Genomic DNA, 15,518 nt, shown 5'->3' on the forward strand with positions numbered 1-15,518 from the left:
TTTATGACAAACCGACAGTCGGTTGACGTCAGCATTTGCGCAGCGGTTCACGTTGTCGCAAAATGCCGGCCTTTAAAGCTTGACGCTGCTGCACGGCCTACAAACGGAAACCGCTGCTGTCATCGTGTAGATCTGCCTTTGGGGGGCAATCGATGAAACGCAAACCGGATTTACTATGGATTTTGGTCATTTTGTTTGGCCTTGGCGTCGTGACCACCGGCTATGCCCAAAGCCTGTGGGCCAGCAAGACCGATGCACCGGTCGAACTCGCCCAATTGCAGCAACAGTCGACAGCCTTCAAGCGCTGATCCTGTTGTCCCGGCGTCGCTGATCGAAGTGGCGCCTAGCCTGCGTAATACCAGGCCTTGTCTGTCACCGTTCCCTGCAGCGGCACATCCCAGCTCGCCTGAGCCAATCGCTCCACCTTTTGACACTCATGGGCCAGCCCCAACAGCGTCGGCTTGCGCCAGTCATTGCGGCGCGCCAGGTAAGCCAGGCTCCGATCATAGAAACCGCCGCCCATCCCCAGGCGTCCGCCAACATCGTCAAACCCCACCAATGGCAACAACACCAGGTCCAGCGCCCAGATCCTGCGCTGCCGGGCGAGGTTGGCCCGTGGTTCGAGAATGCGGAAGCGGTTGGGTTTGAGTTTTTCCCCTGGCCGGATGCGCTGGAACACCATTTTGGTTCGCGGCCAGGCACTCAGCACCGGCAAATAGGTGGCCTTGCCCCGGCGCTGTGCGGCACGCAGCAACAGACGCGGATCAATTTCACCGTCGGTCGGCAGATAGAGGGAGATGTGTCGGGCGCGGCGGAACAGCGGTTGCTGGGCCAATTGCTTGTACAGCCCGCGAGCGGCCTGGCGCTGCTGACTGGGTGTCAGTGCGCGACGGGCCTTGCGCAGCATGCGTCGAAGTTGCGGGCGGGGAAGCAGCGCAGGTTCGGTCATGGATTCGGACTTCGGCAGGACGGATACATGAAGCGTACCCGCAAAAACGCCAATGCCGGTATTTAAACCGGCATTGGACTGGAATCAGGCTCCCCGAATGTGTCGCTGTCGACTTAGCCCTTGAACCCGAAAGTTCAAGGTGGAAGATGCAGTAGGCTTTAAGGCTTTCCGTCTAGCGGACATGCACACCAGCCCAACGTGCAACCTCCAGGGTATAGCAAATCGGCTCAGGGACATCGCCAACTGGCAAACACCCCAGGGAGTGAGGGCAGTATACCGCAAGCGGCGACGCGAATCAGCCTTTGGTGACGTCCGGATCGGTCGCGAGCACCAGATCGACGCGATCGAGCAAGTCGCGAACCTGCTCACGGGTCGAGCCGCTGACCTGAACGTCCGGGCGATCTTCCTTGTGCAGCAGGTCGTGGGTGATGTTCAGTGCAGCCATCACGGCGATACGGTCGGCGCCGATGACTTTGCCGCTGCTGCGGATCTCGCGCATCTTGCCGTCCAGATAACGGGCGGCGCTGACCAGGTTGCTGCGCTCTTCCTGAGGGCAGATGATCGAATACTCTTTGTCGAGAATCTGCACGGTGACGCTATTGCTTGAACTCATGAGTCTTGCTCCAGGGCCTTGAGGCGCGAAATCATCGACTCGACCTTACGCCGGGCGATTTCGTTTTTTTCAATGAGATGCGCGCGTTCCTCGCGCCAGGTCTTTTCCTGAGCTAGTAAGAGTCCGTTTTGACTCTTTAGTTGCTCGACTCGGGTAATCAGCAGTTCGAGTCTGGCCATCAGCGCTTGCAGGTCGGTGTCTTCCATTGTCTTCACTGTCTGATGGGTGTTGGACTGTAGGAGCGAGCCTGCTCGCGAGGAACCCGAGAACGCCGCGGGTTGTCAGGTTCCCAGCGTTATCGTTGACGACCATCGCGAGCAAGCTCGCTCCTACGGGGGTAGTCGATGTAGGATACAAGGCCTTCATTCTAGACATAGCGCCGTCTGGCGCCTAGCTGCCCATGACCATTCAGAATTCCCCGTACCAAGGCTTCGCCACCCTGCTGACTTCCAGCGGGCACAACGTCTCGCCTGCCGAACTGCACGGCCTGTTGCTCGGCCGCAGCTGCGCCGGCGCCGGTTTCGACGCCGAAGGCTGGCTGATCGACGCCGCCGAACTGCTCGAAAGCGAGCCCCAGGACAACGTTCGCAACGCCCTGATCGGCCTGCAAGAGATGGTAAAAGGCGAGCTCACCGGTGATGACGTGACCGTCGTTCTGCTGCTGCCGTCCGACGAAGCTCCGCTCACCGAGCGTGCCGCCGCACTGGGCCAATGGTGCCAGGGTTTCCTCAGCGGTTTCGGTCTGAACTGCCGCGACAGCAGCGCCCTGAGCACCGAGGCCACCGAAGTGCTGCAGGACCTGGCGGCCATTTCCCAGGTGCAAGATGCCCTGGAAGAGTCCGACGACGGCGAAAACGACTATATGGAAGTCATGGAGTACCTGCGCGTCGCGCCGCTGCTGCTGTTCTCCGAGACCAAGAAAGACGTGCCGGCCGCCGCCAAACCGTCGCTGCACTAATCGTTTGCCAGGGAACGCCATCTGCCCATGATCCATATCCCGAAATCGGAATACAGCCGTCGCCGCAAGGCCCTGATGGCGCAGATGGAACCCAACAGCATCGCCATCCTGCCCGCCGCCGCGGTGGCCATTCGTAACCGCGACGTTGAGCACGTCTACCGCCAGGACAGCGACTTCCAGTACCTCAGCGGTTTTCCCGAGCCCCAGGCCGTACTGGTGCTGATGCCGGGGCGCGTGCATGGCGAATACATCCTGTTCTGCCGCGAGCGCAATGCCGAGCGCGAGCTGTGGGATGGCCTGCGTGCCGGGCAGGAAGGCGCGATCCGCGACTTCGGTGCTGACGACGCCTTTCCGATCACCGATATCGACGACATCCTGCCGGGTTTGATCGAAGGCCGTGACCGGGTGTACTCGGCCATGGGCAGCAACCCTGAATTCGACCGCCACCTGATGGAATGGATCAACGTGATCCGCTCCAAGGCCAACCTCGGTGCCCAGCCGCCGAACGAATTCGTTGCCCTGGATCATCTGCTGCACGACATGCGCCTGTATAAATCGGCGGCAGAAGTGAAAGTGATGCGCGAGGCGGCGCGGATTTCTGCCCAGGCGCACGTGCGGGCAATGCAGGCCTGTCGCGCCGGGTTGCACGAATTCAGCCTGGAAGCCGAACTCGATTACGAATTCCGCAAGGGCGGGGCGAAGATGCCGGCCTACGGGTCGATCGTCGCGGCGGGGCGCAACAGCTGCATCCTGCATTACCAGCAGAATGACGCGCTGCTCAAGGACGGTGACCTGGTGCTGATCGACGCCGGGTGCGAGATCGACTGCTACGCCAGCGACATCACCCGGACCTTTCCGGTCAGCGGCAAGTATTCAGCGGAACAGAAAGCGATTTACGAATTGGTGCTGGCTTCCCAGGAAGCCGCCTTTGCCGAAATCGCCCCGAACAAACACTGGAACCAGGCGCATGAAGCGACGGTCCGGGTCATCACGGCCGGGCTGGTCAAGCTCGGGTTGCTCCAGGGCGACGTTGACGAACTGATCGCCAGCGAAGCCTACAAGGCGTTTTACATGCATCGCGCCGGTCATTGGCTGGGCATGGATGTGCACGATGTCGGCGAATACAAGGTCGGCGGCGAGTGGCGCGTGCTGGAAGTCGGCATGGCCCTGACCGTGGAGCCGGGGATCTATATCGCCCCGGACAACCAGAGCGTGGCGAAGAAATGGCGCGGCATCGGCGTGCGCATCGAGGACGACGTAGTGGTCACCAGAACCGGTTGTGAAATATTGACGGGCGGCGTGCCGAAAACCGTCAGCGAAATCGAGGCCCTGATGGCGCAAGCACGGACACAAGCGGCATGAGTCGAGTCAACCTGGCAATTATCGGTGGCGGGCTGGTCGGTGCGAGTCTGGCGCTGGCCTTGCAGGCCGGCGCCAAGGCCCGGGGCTGGAAGATCGTGCTGATCGAGCCGTTCGCCCCGGGGGATACGTATCAACCGAGTTACGACGCCCGTTCTTCGGCGCTGTCCTTTGGCTCGCGGCAGATTTATCAACGCCTGGGCGTCTGGCAGGAAGTTTCCCGCCGCGCCGAACCGATCAAGCAGATTCATGTTTCCGACCGTGGTCGATTCTCGACGGCGCGGTTGTCGGCGATGGAAGAGGGTGTTCCAGCGCTGGGTTATGTCGTTGAAAACGCCTGGCTCGGCCAATGCCTGTGGCAAGGCCTGGACAAGGACGTGATCAACTGGCGCTGCCCGGCGGAAGTCACCCGCATGGAGCCGCTGACCGATGGCTATCGCCTGACCCTCAACGATGAAACCACCCTTGAGTGCGACCTCGCGGTGCTTGCCGATGGCGGCCGTTCCGGCCTGCGCGAGCAGTTGGGGATCGGCATCCGCAAGCGCCCGTACAACCAGAGCGCGCTGATCGCCAACATCACCCCAAGTGAATCTCACAACGGCATGGCCTTCGAGCGTTTCACCGACGAAGGCCCGATGGCGTTGCTGCCGCTGCCGGAAAACCGCTGCGCGCTGGTCTGGACCCGCCTGGGCATGGACGCGCAACGCCTGGCAGCCATCGATGAGCGCAGTTTCCTCAGTGAATTGCAGGGCGTCTTCGGTTATCGCCTCGGTACGTTGAAACAGGTCGGTGCACGACACCTGTATCCGCTGACACTGGTCGAGGCCGAGGAACAGGTGCGCCCGCATCTGGCGGTGCTCGGCAACGCGGCGCACAGCCTGCATCCGATTGCCGGCCAGGGGTTCAACCTGTCCCTGCGCGATGCCCAGGCCCTGGCCGATGCCTTGCTCGCCAGCGAAAAACCCTTGGGCGACTTCGCCACCTTGCAGGCCTATCGCGAACATCAGCGTCTCGACCAGGACCTCACCGTGGGCTTCTCCGATCAGGTCACGCGCCTGTTCGGCAGTACCCAACCGCTGGTGTCCCTGGGCCGCAACATCGGCTTGCTCGGCCTCGACCTGCTGCCACCGGCCAAACGCTGGTTTGCCCGACAGGCGATGGGGCTGGGGACTCGACCGAATGCGTAGCTGGTTGATGCGCCGGTTCGGCAAGGCACGATTGATAAAAAAACTGCCGCACTTGCAGGTCGACATTCATGACGGCGCCGGCCACCTGGTGGCGCGAGTCGGGAAAACCCTTTACGTGCGGCTCAAGCCGCAAGAGAGACAGGCTTAAAGCATGGAAATGCGCGCAGATCTGCTGATTGTCGGGGCCGGAATGGTCGGCAGCGCCCTGGCGCTGGCGTTGCAGAACAGCGGGCTGGAAGTCCTGCTGCTGGACGGCAGCCCCATGAGTGTCAAACCCTTCAACGCTCAGGCCGCGTTTGAGCCACGCGTAAGCGCCTTGTCGGCTGCCAGCCAGCGGATTCTCGAACGCCTTGGCGTCTGGGACGGCATCGCCGGGCGGCGCAGCAGCCCCTACACCGACATGCAGGTCTGGGATGGCAGCGGCACCGGGCAAATCCACTTCTCGGCGGCCAGCGTGCATGCCGAGGTGCTGGGGCATATCGTCGAAAACCGAGTGGTCCAGGATGCCTTGCTCGAGCGCCTGCACGACTGTGACCTGGGGTTGCTGGCCAATGCACGGCTGGAACAGATGCGCCGCTCCGGCGATGACTGGCTGCTGACCCTGGCCGATGGCCGCACCCTGCGAGCGCCGCTGGTGATCGCAGCGGATGGCGCCAATTCGGCCGTGCGGCGCCTGGCCGGGGTCGCGACCCGCGAATGGGATTATCTGCACCATGCCATCGTCACCAGCGTGCGTTGCGCCAAGCCGCACCAGATGACGGCCTGGCAGCGCTTCACCGACAACGGTCCGTTGGCGTTTCTACCGCTGGAGCGCGACGGCGAACAGGATTGGTGCTCGATCGTCTGGTCGACCACACCCGGCGAAGCCGAACGTTTGATGGCGATGGATGACCAGGGTTTCTGCAAGGCACTGGAGCGAGCCTTCGAGGGGCGACTCGGTGAAGTGCTCAGCGCCGACCCGCGCCTGTGTGTGCCCCTGCGCCAGCGGCATGCCAAGCGTTATGTGGCGGAAGGCCTGGCGTTGATCGGCGACGCGGCCCATACCATTCACCCGTTGGCCGGGCAGGGTGTGAACCTCGGATTCCTCGATGCCGCCGTGCTGGCCGAAGTGTTGCTGCAAGCGGCAACCCGTGGCGAACGCCTGGCGGATGTGAAAGTCCTCAGCCGTTACGAGCGTCGGCGCATGCCCCATAACCTGGCACTGATGGCGGCGATGGAAGGCTTCGAGCGCTTGTTCCAGGCGGATCCGTTGCCGGTGCGCTGGTTGCGCAATACCGGGTTGAAAATGGTTGAGAAGATGCCGGAAGCCAAGGCCTTGTTCGTGCGTGAAGCGCTGGGGTTGACCGGAGATTTGCCGGCGCTGGCCAAGCCCTGAGTTCTGCATAGAGGCTACTGGCCTCTTCGCGGGCAAGCCCGCTCCCACAGGTATCGCTTTGGGCACGGGATTTGTGAACAACACCGGCCACTGTGGGAGCGGGCTTGCCCGCGAAGGCGTCAGCACGAGCACCAAAAACTCCAGGCGGCGCAACATCTGGTAACTCCTCCGCGAACAGCTTCGATTGAGAAGCTAAATGTGAGTCCTTATCATTTGGCCTCATTTTTCAATCGAGAGACCGCTCCCATGTTGGCACCGAAGCGTCTACTGACTGCACTGGCCCTGACCCTGATTGGCAGTACCGCCGCCCAGGCCGCTGACGAGGTGGTGGTCTACTCCTCGCGTATCGACGAGTTGATCAAGCCAGTATTCGATGCCTACACCGCCAAGACCGGCGTGAAGGTGAAGTTCATCACCGACAAGGAAGCGCCGCTGATGCAGCGGCTCAAGGCCGAGGGCGCGAATACGCCGGCCGACCTGCTGCTGACCGTCGATGCCGGCAACCTCTGGCAAGCCGAGCAGATGGGCATCCTCCAGCCATTCACCTCGAAAACCATCGACGCCAACATTCCGCTGCAGTACCGGGCCGCCTCCCATGCCTGGACCGGCTTGAGCCTGCGGGCGCGGACCATTGCCTACTCCACCGACCGCGTGAAACCGGGCGAACTGACCACCTACGAAGCACTGGCCGACAAGCAATGGGAAGGCCGCCTGTGCCTGCGTACGGCGAAGAAGGTCTACAACCAGTCCCTGACCGCGACCATGATCGAAGTGCACGGTGCCGACAAGACCGAGGAAATCCTCAAGGGCTGGGTCAAGAACCTGTCCACTGACGTATTCTCCGACGACACCGCCGTGCTCGAAGCGATCAATGCCGGCCAGTGCGATGTCGGCATCGTCAACACCTACTACTACGGCCGCCTGCACAAGCAGAAGCCGGATCTGCCGGTGAAGCTGTTCTGGCCGAACCAGGCCGACCGTGGCGTACACATCAACCTGTCGGGTATCGGCCTGACCCAACACGCGCCACACCCGGAAGCGGCCAAGGCCCTGGTGGAGTGGATGACCACCCCTGAAGCGCAGAAGATCTTTGCCGACGTGAACCAGGAGTTCCCGGCGAATCCGGCCGTGCAGCCATCGGCTGAAGTCGCCGCATGGGGCAAGTTCATCGCTGATACCTTGCCTGTGGAAATTGCCGGCAAGCGCCAGGCTGAGGCGATTCGCCTGATGGACAAGGCTGGCTGGAACTGATTTGCCCGATATACTGCGCCCCGCCTATGCGGGGCGTTTGTTTTTGCGTTGCGCGCTTCTGACGCTGTAGGAGCGAGCTTGCTCGCGATGAACGTCAGGGCTCCACGGATCGTCAGACTCCCCGCGTTATCGTTGACGTTTTTCGCGAGCAAGCTCGCTCCTACAGTGTCTATCTCACCCATTAAATATTAGAGAACCAAGCCTGTGGCCCACCCTGCCCAACGCCGCTGGTATCCCGTCGTCTTCGCCATCGTTGCGCTGGTCCTGTTGCCCCTGAGCGTCCTGCTGCTTTCCTGGCAAACCATCGACGTTCAAATCTGGTCCCACCTGTGGGACACGCAGATGCCGCGCTTGCTGGGCAATACGCTGACGCTGGTGCTCGGCGTTGGTGTGGGCGTCACCCTGCTGGGTGTCAGTCTTGCCTGGCTGACCAGCCTTTGCGAATTCCCCGGCCGGCGCTGGCTGGACTGGGCGCTGATGCTGCCCTTCGCGATTCCGGCCTATGTGCTGGCCTTCGTCTTCGTCGGCCTGCTGGATTTTGCCGGGCCCGTACAAACCCTGCTGCGCGAATGGTTCGGCAGCGGTCTGCGGCTGCCGCGCGTGCGCTCCACGGGCGGGGTGATTGTGGTGCTGGTGCTGGTTTTCTATCCCTATGTGTATCTGCTGGCCCGCACGGCCTTCCTCGCCCAGGGCAAAGGCCTGATGGAAGCGGCGCGGGTCCTTGGTCAATCGCCCTGGCAAGCGTTCTGGCGCGTGGCATTGCCCATGGCACGGCCGGCCATCGGTGCGGGCGTGGCATTGGCGCTGATGGAAACCCTGGCGGATTTCGGCGCCGTGTCGGTGTTCAACTTCGATACCTTCACCACGGCCATCTACAAGACCTGGTACGGTTTTTTCAGCCTGTCTTCTGCCGCGCAACTGGCCAGCTTGTTGCTGCTGGTGGTGATGCTCGTGCTCTACGGCGAGCGGCGTGCTCGCGGGGCCAACCGGGCGGGCAACGAGCGGCCACGGGTCAAGGCGCTGTATCACCTGCGGGGCTTCAAGGCACTGGCGGCCTCGACCTGGTGCGGTCTGGTGTTTGCCTGCGCTTTCGTTATCCCGATGCTGCAATTGGCGGTGTGGTTCTGGCAGCGCGGACGCTTCGATCTCGACGAGCGCTACACCGGGTTGATCGTCCATACCTTGTACCTGGGGGCGATGGCGGCGTTGATCACCGTCAGCGTCGCCTTGTTGCTGGCGTTTGCCAGACGCCTGGCGCCCACCCGGGTCATTCGTTCCGGGGTCAGTCTGGCCAACCTGGGTTACGCCTTGCCGGGCTCGGTGCTGGCGGTGTCGATCATGCTCGCGTTCAGTTACCTGGATCGCGAGCTGGTGATCCCGCTCTCGAGCTGGCTCGGTGGCGCGGGCAAGCCGCTGCTGCTGGGCAGTCTGTCAGCGTTGTTGCTGGCCTATCTGGTGCGCTTCATTGCGGTGGCCTACGGACCCTTGGAAAGCAGCCTGGCGCGTATACGGCCATCTTTGCCCGAAGCGGCACGTAGCCTTGGCGTCAGTGGGCCACGACTTTTTTTCAAAGTGTATCTACCGTTGTTGTTGCCCGGCACCTTGAGCGCGGCGCTGCTGGTGTTCGTCGACGTGCTCAAGGAAATGCCCGCGACCCTGCTGATGCGCCCGTTTGGCTGGGACACGCTGGCGGTGCGGATCTTTGAAATGACCAGCGAAGGAGAGTGGGCGAGGGCATCTTTGCCAGCGTTGACGCTGGTGCTGGTCGGGCTGCTGCCGGTCATCGGATTGATCCGGCGCTCAGCGCATCGAAACAGCTAGGTGTCAGTCCTACACCTTGCGGCTACAATGCGCGGCATTCGGTGCGGTCCGTCTGACAGACCAGGTAGCTGAAATCGGCTAAAGGCCTTTTGTTTCAAGGCATTCAGTCCGTGCAGCACTTGCCCGCACCTTCGCCACGCCCGGAAGGAGAAACCCATGGGACAGCGTACGCCTTTGTATGACCTTCATCTCGCGCTCGGCGCAAAGATGGTCGATTTTGGCGGTTGGGACATGCCTCTGCATTATGGATCGCAGGTCGAGGAACACCATCAGGTGCGCCGCGATTGCGGTGTTTTCGATGTATCCCACATGACCGTTATCGACGTCGACGGCTCCCAGGCCAAAGCCTGGCTTCAGCATTTGCTGGCCAATGATGTCGAACGCCTGCACAGCCCCGGCCGTGCGTTGTACAGCACCATGCTCAACGAGCAGGGCGGCATCGTCGACGACATGATCGTCTACCGTCTCGATGAGGGCTACCGCCTGGTGGTCAACGCCTCCACCCGCGATCAGGACATGGCCTGGATGCAAGCGCATCTCGACGGTTTCGACGTGCAGCTTCGCGAGCGTTCCGAGTTGGCGATGCTGGCCATCCAGGGGCCTCACGCCCGGCAAAAGATTGCCGAGCTGGTCAACCAGTCCCGTGGCAACCTGATCCAGCTCCTCAAGCCCTTCGAAGGCCTGCCCGATGGTGACTGGTTCATCGCGCGCACCGGTTATACCGGCGAAGACGGCCTGGAAATCATTCTGCCGGCGGATCAGGCGCCCGGATTCTTCAACGATCTGGTCGGTGCCGGGATTTCTCCCATCGGTCTTGGCGCGCGGGATACCCTGCGGGTCGAAGCCGGCATGAACCTTTACGGTCAGGACATCCAGCAGGATGTTTCACCCCTGGCCTCCAATATGGCCTGGACCATCGCCTGGGAACCTGCCACCCGGCAGTTCATCGGGCGCAAGGCCCTGGAAGCCGAGCAAGCTGCTGGTGTACGGCACAAACTGGTCGGTCTGGTCCTTGAGGAACGCGGGGTTTTACGCGCTCATCAGGTGGTCCGCATCGCTGATGTTGGCGAAGGGGAGATCACCAGTGGTAGTTTCTCTCCTACGCTTAGCAAGTCGATAGCACTGGCGCGCGTGCCAATGGCAACTGCCGACCGCGCTGAAGTGGAAATTCGTGGCAAGTGGTACCCGGTCCGGGTGGTCAAACCGACCTTCGTGCGCCACGGCAAAACCTTGATCTAATCTTTTCCAGCGGTTAACGACCGCTGACAATTTCCTGAGGACACAGAACATGAGCAATATCCCTGCCGACCTGCGTTTTGCCGAAAGTCACGAATGGGCACGTCTGGAAGCCGATGGCACCGTCACCGTGGGCATCAGCGATCACGCGCAGGAAGCGCTGGGTGATGTGGTGTTCGTCGAACTGACCGAAGTTGGCAACGTGTTTGCTGCCGGTGATCAGTCGGGTGTCGTTGAATCGGTCAAAGCCGCTTCTGATATCTACTCCCCGATTGCCGGTGAGGTGATCGCGGTCAACGAAGCGCTGAGTGCTGAGCCTGAGCTGCTCAACTCCGATCCGTACGGCGCGTGGATCTTCAAGCTCAAGCCAAGCAACACCGCCGATCTGGAAAAACTGCTGGATGCCGCCGGCTACAAGGCCGCCATCGGCGAGTAACACTCGCCCCTGCAGGAGCCGGCTTGCCGGCGATGGCGTCCTCGAAATCGCCATCGCCGGCAAGCCGGCTCCTACAAGGGTGGATCAAGGCTTGAGTACTGCTTTCACCGCCGCCACCGAACGCTCGACATCGGCTTTGCTCATCGCGGTGAACATCGGCAGCGAGACAATCAGCCGACCGACCCGCTCGGCGACCGGGAACATGCCCTCCTTGAAACCGCGCTCGCGGTAAAGACTCAACAGGTGAATCGGCGGGTAGTGATAGCCGATCCCGACACCCAAAGCCTGCATCTGCTCCATGAACGTCGCCCGTGCCGGTTTGCCATCCGTACGTTCCGGTAACACCAGCTGGAACAAATGCCAGTTGCTGTGGGTGAAATCCGCCGGAGGCAGTTGCGCACCGTACCGCGCTTCGAAATCCTCGCCAAAGCAGGCGAAATAGTGCCGGGCCAGCTCACGGCGATGAGCGCTGATGGCTTCGATATGAGCGAATTGTCCCAGGCCAATGGCCGCGGCGACGTCGGTCATGTTGAATTTGCCACCCAGCACGTCGACGTCCAGGCCATCGAAGCCGTTGCGGGTAACGCCCTGCAGCCGGTATTTCTCTGCCAGTCGCACTTCTTCGGGCGTATTCAGCACCAGGCAACCGCCTTCTGAGGAGGTGACGTTCTTGTTCGCCTGAAAACTGAAGGACACGAAATCACCAGTCGAGCCTATGCGCTGGCCGTTCCAGCTGGAGCCCAGTGCCTGGGCCGCATCCTCGACGATCCGCAGGCTGTACTTCTTCGCCAGTGCGTACAGACGCGTCATGTCCACGGGCAATCCGGCGAGGTACACCGGGATGATGGCCTTGGTGCGTGGAGTGATCGCCGCTTCCAGTTGATTCAGATCGATATTGCGCGTCACCGGGTCGATGTCGGCAAACACCGGGGTGGCGCCGACTTCCAGGATGACGTTGGCGGTGGCCACCCAGGAAATCGGCGTGGTGATCACTTCATCGCCCGGCCCGACCCCGGCAATACGCAAGGCGATTTCCATGGTGCAGGTGCCGGAATTGAAGGTGCGTACCGGGCGCCCGCCAAAATACTCCGAGAGTTGCGCTTCGAAGGCCTGGACCTTGGGGCCGCTGGTAATCCAGCCCGAGCGCAATACGTCACCGACAGCGGCGATCGTGGCTTCATCGATGGTGGGTTTGGAAAACGGCAGGAACGGCAGTTGGCTCATGGATACGGTCACCCGATCAGCGGACATTAAAGAGGCGCCGGACATGATGAGCCGGATTGGCCGACGACGCCACGCCATCCACGCGGAGATCGACTGCTATGCTGGTTTGACCGTGTTGCATCGACGCTGAGCGCCAGTCAAGAGAGAGCCCGTCATGTCCCAGTTGCCGTCCCTGAGCCAGTTACACGACCCCAATGCCTTTCTGCGCCGCCACCTAGGACCCGATGCCGCCGAGCAACAGGCGATGCTCGACAGCCTTGGCCTGGGCAGCCGGGTCGAATTGATCGAGCAAACGGTGCCGCCGGGCATCCGCCTCAACCGGGCGCTGGACCTGCCCCCGGCGCTCGATGAAGAAGCCGCGCTGGCCAAGCTGCGCGGTTATGCCGAGCAGAACCAGGTCTGGACCAGCCTGATCGGCATGGGCTACCACGGTACCCTCACGCCGGCGGTCATTCTGCGTAACGTGCTGGAAAATCCCGGTTGGTACACTGCGTACACACCCTATCAACCGGAGATCGCCCAAGGGCGGCTCGAAGCGCTGCTGAACTTCCAGCAATTGACCATCGACCTGACCGGTCTGGAACTGGCCAACGCCTCGCTGCTCGATGAGGCCACCGCCGCGGCGGAAGCGATGGCCCTGGCCAAGCGGGTCGCCAAGTCCAAAAGCAACCTGTTCTTTGTCGACGAAAACTGCCACCCGCAAACCATTTCCGTGGTGCAGACCCGCGCCGAAGGTTTCGGCTTCGAGCTGATCGTCGATGCTGTGGATAACTTGAAGCAGCACCAGGTGTTCGGTGCGCTGCTGCAATACCCTGACACCCACGGCGACATCCACGACCTGCGACCGCTGATCGATCACCTGCACGCGCAACAGGCCCTGGCCTGTGTCGCCACGGACTTGCTGAGTCTGTTGCTGCTGACCCCGCCGGGTGAACTGGGCGCCGATGTGGTGTTCGGCTCGTCCCAGCGATTTGGCGTGCCCATGGGCTACGGCGGGCCGCATGCGGCATTTTTTGCCAGCCGCGATGAGTACAAACGGGCGATTCCTGGGCGGATCATCGGTGTTTCGAAAGATGCACGGGGCAACACCGCCCTGCGCATGGCCCTGCAAACCCGCGAGCAACACATCCGCCGGGAGAAGGCCAACTCCAACATCTGCACGGCCCAGGTGCTGCTGGCCAATATCGCCAGTTTCTATGCGGTCTACCACGGCCCGGAAGGGCTCAGGCGAATCGCCCAGCGGGTTCACCGGCTGACCTGCATCCTGGCCGCGGGGCTTGAGCGCAAGGGCATCACTCGGGTCAACCGGCACTTCTTCGACACTCTGACGCTGGAGGTCGGCGGAACCCAGACCGCGATCATCGAAAGTGCCCGGGCCGCGCAGATCAACCTGCGCATTCTCGGGCGCGGACAACTGGGCTTGAGCCTTGACGAGGCCTGCGACGAAACCACCGTGGCGAAGCTGTTCGACGTGTTTCTGGGGGCTGATCACGGGCTCAGTATCGAGGACCTGGATGCCGAAGTCCTGCCTGGCGGAATTCCCCAAGGGTTGGTGCGAACTTCACCTTATCTGCGCCATCCGGTGTTCAGCGCCCATCACAGCGAAACCGAGATGCTGCGCTACCTCAAGCAACTGGAAAACAAGGACCTGGCACTCAATCAATCGATGATCCCGCTGGGCTCCTGCACCATGAAGCTCAACGCCACCAGCGAGATGATCCCGATCACCTGGCCGCAGTTCGCCAACCTGCACCCGTTCGTGCCAAAAGAGCAGGCCGCCGGGTACGGGCTGATGATCGAGGAACTGGAGCGCTGGTTGTGCGCGATCACCGGTTTCGATGCCATCTGCATGCAGCCCAACTCCGGTGCCCAAGGCGAATACGCCGGGCTGCTGGCGATCCGCAAATACCATGAGAGCCGGCAACAGGGCGGCCGCGATATTTGCCTGATTCCTTCGTCGGCGCACGGCACCAATCCCGCGTCGGCGCAAATGGCCGGGATGCGCGTGGTGATCGTCGAGTGTGACGAGGCAGGCAACGTCGATCTGGATGACCTCAAGGAAAAAGCCGCGCAGGCCGCCGACAAACTCGCCTGCCTGATGGCGACCTATCCTTCGACCCATGGCGTGTATGAGGAAGGCATCAGCGAAATCTGTGAAGTGATCCACCATCACGGCGGCCAGGTGTACATGGATGGTGCCAACCTCAACGCCCAGGTGGGGCTGGCGCGGCCGGCGGATATTGGCGCCGATGTCTCGCACATGAACCTGCACAAGACCTTTTGCATTCCCCATGGTGGCGGCGGTCCGGGCATGGGGCCGATCGGAGTCCGGGCGCATCTGGCGCCGTTCGTGGCCAACCATCCGGTGGTGCCGATCGACGGGCCGCAGCCGCAAAATGGCGCCGTCAGCGCGGCGCCCTGGGGCAGCGCAAGCATTCTGCCGATCAGCTGGATGTACATCGCCATGATGGGGCCGCAACTGGCGGACGCCAGCGAAGTGGCGATCCTGGCTGCGAATTACCTCGCGCGGCATTTGTCCGGTGCCTTTCCGGTGCTGTACACCGGACGCAACGAACGGGTGGCCCACGAATGCATCCTCGACCTGCGACCGCTCAAGGTGTTGACCGGCATCACTGAAGAGGACGTCGCCAAACGCCTGATGGACTACGGCTTCCATGCCCCGACCATGTCGTTCCCGGTGCCGGGGACGCTGATGGTCGAACCGACCGAAAGTGAATCGAAAGCGGAGCTGGACAGGTTTATCGGCGCAATGCTGAGCATCCGCGCGGAAATCAACGAGGTGCAGAACGGTAATTGGCCGGCGGAGGAAAACCCGTTGAAAGGTGCGCCGCATACGCTGGCCGATATCACCGGCGTGTGGGAGCGGCCGTACAGCATCGAGCAAGCCGTCACGCCGGACGCGCATACCAAGGCTCACAAATACTGGCCGGTGGTGAACCGGGTGGACAATGTGTATGGGGATCGGAACCTGTTTTGTGCGTGTGTGCCGGTCGACGACTACCGCTGACCTCCCAGGCAATACATAACCCCTGTGGGAGCGGGCTTGCTCGCGAAGGCGTCGTGTCAGCCAGATTTATGCTCAATGACA

14 protein-coding genes, 1 other RNA gene and 1 pseudogene are annotated in these 15,518 nt (G+C 62.0%); 11 read left to right on the plus strand and 5 right to left on the minus strand.

From position 1 onward, the window contains the following. The first annotated feature begins 152 nt into the window (after positions 1–152). The gene (locus AB7M25_RS01665; protein WP_007978897.1) at positions 153–308 is read left to right on the plus strand and encodes a hypothetical protein; all 156 of its coding nucleotides are present in this window, start codon (positions 153–155) and stop codon (positions 306–308) included. A 35-nt stretch (positions 309–343) separates the two neighbouring features. Here the strand turns inward: AB7M25_RS01665 and AB7M25_RS01670 are convergent, their stop codons facing one another. The 4 genes from AB7M25_RS01670 to AB7M25_RS01685 form a co-directional block, all read right to left on the minus strand. Further along, positions 344–949 (minus strand): 5-formyltetrahydrofolate cyclo-ligase, encoded by a 606-nt coding sequence (locus tag AB7M25_RS01670; RefSeq protein WP_007978899.1) that lies wholly within the window; start codon positions 947–949, stop codon positions 344–346. Positions 950–1,035: 86 nt separating this feature from the next. Further along, positions 1,036–1,214: non-coding RNA, 6S RNA (gene ssrS, locus AB7M25_RS01675), on the minus strand. Between the two features lie 30 nt (positions 1,215–1,244). Next, positions 1,245–1,562, minus strand: coding sequence for a cell division protein ZapA (locus tag AB7M25_RS01680; RefSeq protein ID WP_007978902.1), 318 nt, complete (start codon positions 1,560–1,562; stop codon positions 1,245–1,247). Then, positions 1,559–1,768, minus strand: coding sequence for a TIGR02449 family protein (locus AB7M25_RS01685; protein ID WP_007982902.1), 210 nt, complete (start codon positions 1,766–1,768; stop codon positions 1,559–1,561). The genes AB7M25_RS01680 and AB7M25_RS01685 overlap by 4 nt, the downstream gene beginning before the upstream one ends. A gap of 194 nt (positions 1,769–1,962) precedes the next feature. Here AB7M25_RS01685 and AB7M25_RS01690 point away from each other — a divergent pair, with 194 nt between their 5' ends. The 9 genes and pseudogenes from AB7M25_RS01690 (at position 1,963) to gcvH (ending at position 11,185) form a co-directional block, all read left to right on the plus strand. Further along, positions 1,963–2,520 carry a YecA/YgfB family protein gene (locus tag AB7M25_RS01690; RefSeq protein WP_429517507.1) on the plus strand — a complete coding sequence of 186 codons (558 nt, stop codon included), beginning with the start codon at positions 1,963–1,965 and terminating at the stop codon, positions 2,518–2,520. Positions 2,521–2,547: 27 nt separating this feature from the next. Next, entirely contained in the window at positions 2,548–3,882 is a 1,335-nt protein-coding gene (pepP, locus tag AB7M25_RS01695; RefSeq protein ID WP_015097302.1) for a Xaa-Pro aminopeptidase, read from the plus strand. Next, a complete protein-coding gene (gene ubiH, locus AB7M25_RS01700) occupies positions 3,879–5,066 on the plus strand; it encodes a 2-octaprenyl-6-methoxyphenyl hydroxylase (protein ID WP_429387155.1) in 1,188 nt (395 codons plus the stop codon). Before pepP ends, ubiH begins: the two co-directional genes overlap by 4 nt. Before the next feature lie 37 nt (positions 5,067–5,103). After that, positions 5,104–5,214: pseudogene (locus AB7M25_RS01705) on the plus strand (tetrameric acyl-CoA thioesterase); the annotation flags it as partial. Between the two features lie 9 nt (positions 5,215–5,223). Then, entirely contained in the window at positions 5,224–6,441 is a 1,218-nt protein-coding gene (locus tag AB7M25_RS01710) for a 2-octaprenyl-3-methyl-6-methoxy-1,4-benzoquinol hydroxylase (protein ID WP_162831824.1), read from the plus strand. Positions 6,442–6,687: 246 nt separating this feature from the next. Beyond that, complete coding sequence (locus AB7M25_RS01715; RefSeq protein WP_218473187.1) at positions 6,688–7,692, plus strand: extracellular solute-binding protein; 1,005 nt, start codon at positions 6,688–6,690, stop codon at positions 7,690–7,692. A 204-nt stretch (positions 7,693–7,896) separates the two neighbouring features. Then, positions 7,897–9,513, plus strand: coding sequence for an ABC transporter permease (locus AB7M25_RS01720; protein WP_454236919.1), 1,617 nt, complete (start codon positions 7,897–7,899; stop codon positions 9,511–9,513). Between the two features lie 156 nt (positions 9,514–9,669). Beyond that, complete coding sequence (gene gcvT / locus AB7M25_RS01725) at positions 9,670–10,752, plus strand: glycine cleavage system aminomethyltransferase GcvT (RefSeq protein WP_429387163.1); 1,083 nt, start codon at positions 9,670–9,672, stop codon at positions 10,750–10,752. 49 nt (positions 10,753–10,801) lie between these two features. Beyond that, on the plus strand, positions 10,802–11,185 hold the full coding sequence (gene gcvH, locus AB7M25_RS01730) for a glycine cleavage system protein GcvH (protein ID WP_116579697.1): 384 nt from the start codon (positions 10,802–10,804) through the stop codon (positions 11,183–11,185). 84 nt (positions 11,186–11,269) lie between these two features. On the opposite strand, the gene AB7M25_RS01735 is transcribed toward gcvH, so the two are convergent. Then, positions 11,270–12,409 (minus strand): DegT/DnrJ/EryC1/StrS family aminotransferase, encoded by a 1,140-nt coding sequence (locus tag AB7M25_RS01735; protein ID WP_429388238.1) that lies wholly within the window; start codon positions 12,407–12,409, stop codon positions 11,270–11,272. A 154-nt stretch (positions 12,410–12,563) separates the two neighbouring features. Between AB7M25_RS01735 and gcvP the strand changes: the two genes are divergently transcribed. After that, positions 12,564–15,437: an aminomethyl-transferring glycine dehydrogenase gene (gene gcvP, locus AB7M25_RS01740; RefSeq protein ID WP_429519503.1), complete on the plus strand. Its 2,874-nt coding sequence runs from the start codon at positions 12,564–12,566 to the stop codon at positions 15,435–15,437. Positions 15,438–15,518 lie beyond the last annotated feature (81 nt).

It is taken from the genome of Pseudomonas sp. AP3_22 TE3818, assembly GCF_053628995.1.

What these genes read in the sequence shown, in the direction of transcription:
- AB7M25_RS01665 (WP_007978897.1), top strand. Translation starts at nt 153, where the DNA reads ATGAAACGCAAACCGGATTTACTATGGATTTTGGTCATTTTGTTTGGC.
- AB7M25_RS01670 (WP_007978899.1), bottom strand. Translation starts at nt 949, where the DNA reads ATGACCGAACCTGCGCTGCTTCCCCGCCCGCAACTTCGACGCATGCTG.
- AB7M25_RS01680 (WP_007978902.1), bottom strand. Translation starts at nt 1,562, where the DNA reads ATGAGTTCAAGCAATAGCGTCACCGTGCAGATTCTCGACAAAGAGTAT.
- AB7M25_RS01685 (WP_007982902.1), bottom strand. Translation starts at nt 1,768, where the DNA reads ATGGAAGACACCGACCTGCAAGCGCTGATGGCCAGACTCGAACTGCTG.
- AB7M25_RS01690 (WP_429517507.1), top strand. Translation starts at nt 1,963, where the DNA reads ATGACCATTCAGAATTCCCCGTACCAAGGCTTCGCCACCCTGCTGACT.
- pepP (WP_015097302.1), top strand. Translation starts at nt 2,548, where the DNA reads ATGATCCATATCCCGAAATCGGAATACAGCCGTCGCCGCAAGGCCCTG.
- ubiH (WP_429387155.1), top strand. Translation starts at nt 3,879, where the DNA reads ATGAGTCGAGTCAACCTGGCAATTATCGGTGGCGGGCTGGTCGGTGCG.
- AB7M25_RS01710 (WP_162831824.1), top strand. Translation starts at nt 5,224, where the DNA reads ATGCGCGCAGATCTGCTGATTGTCGGGGCCGGAATGGTCGGCAGCGCC.
- AB7M25_RS01715 (WP_218473187.1), top strand. Translation starts at nt 6,688, where the DNA reads ATGTTGGCACCGAAGCGTCTACTGACTGCACTGGCCCTGACCCTGATT.
- gcvT (WP_429387163.1), top strand. Translation starts at nt 9,670, where the DNA reads ATGGGACAGCGTACGCCTTTGTATGACCTTCATCTCGCGCTCGGCGCA.
- gcvH (WP_116579697.1), top strand. Translation starts at nt 10,802, where the DNA reads ATGAGCAATATCCCTGCCGACCTGCGTTTTGCCGAAAGTCACGAATGG.
- AB7M25_RS01735 (WP_429388238.1), bottom strand. Translation starts at nt 12,409, where the DNA reads ATGAGCCAACTGCCGTTCCTGCCGTTTTCCAAACCCACCATCGATGAA.
- gcvP (WP_429519503.1), top strand. Translation starts at nt 12,564, where the DNA reads ATGTCCCAGTTGCCGTCCCTGAGCCAGTTACACGACCCCAATGCCTTT.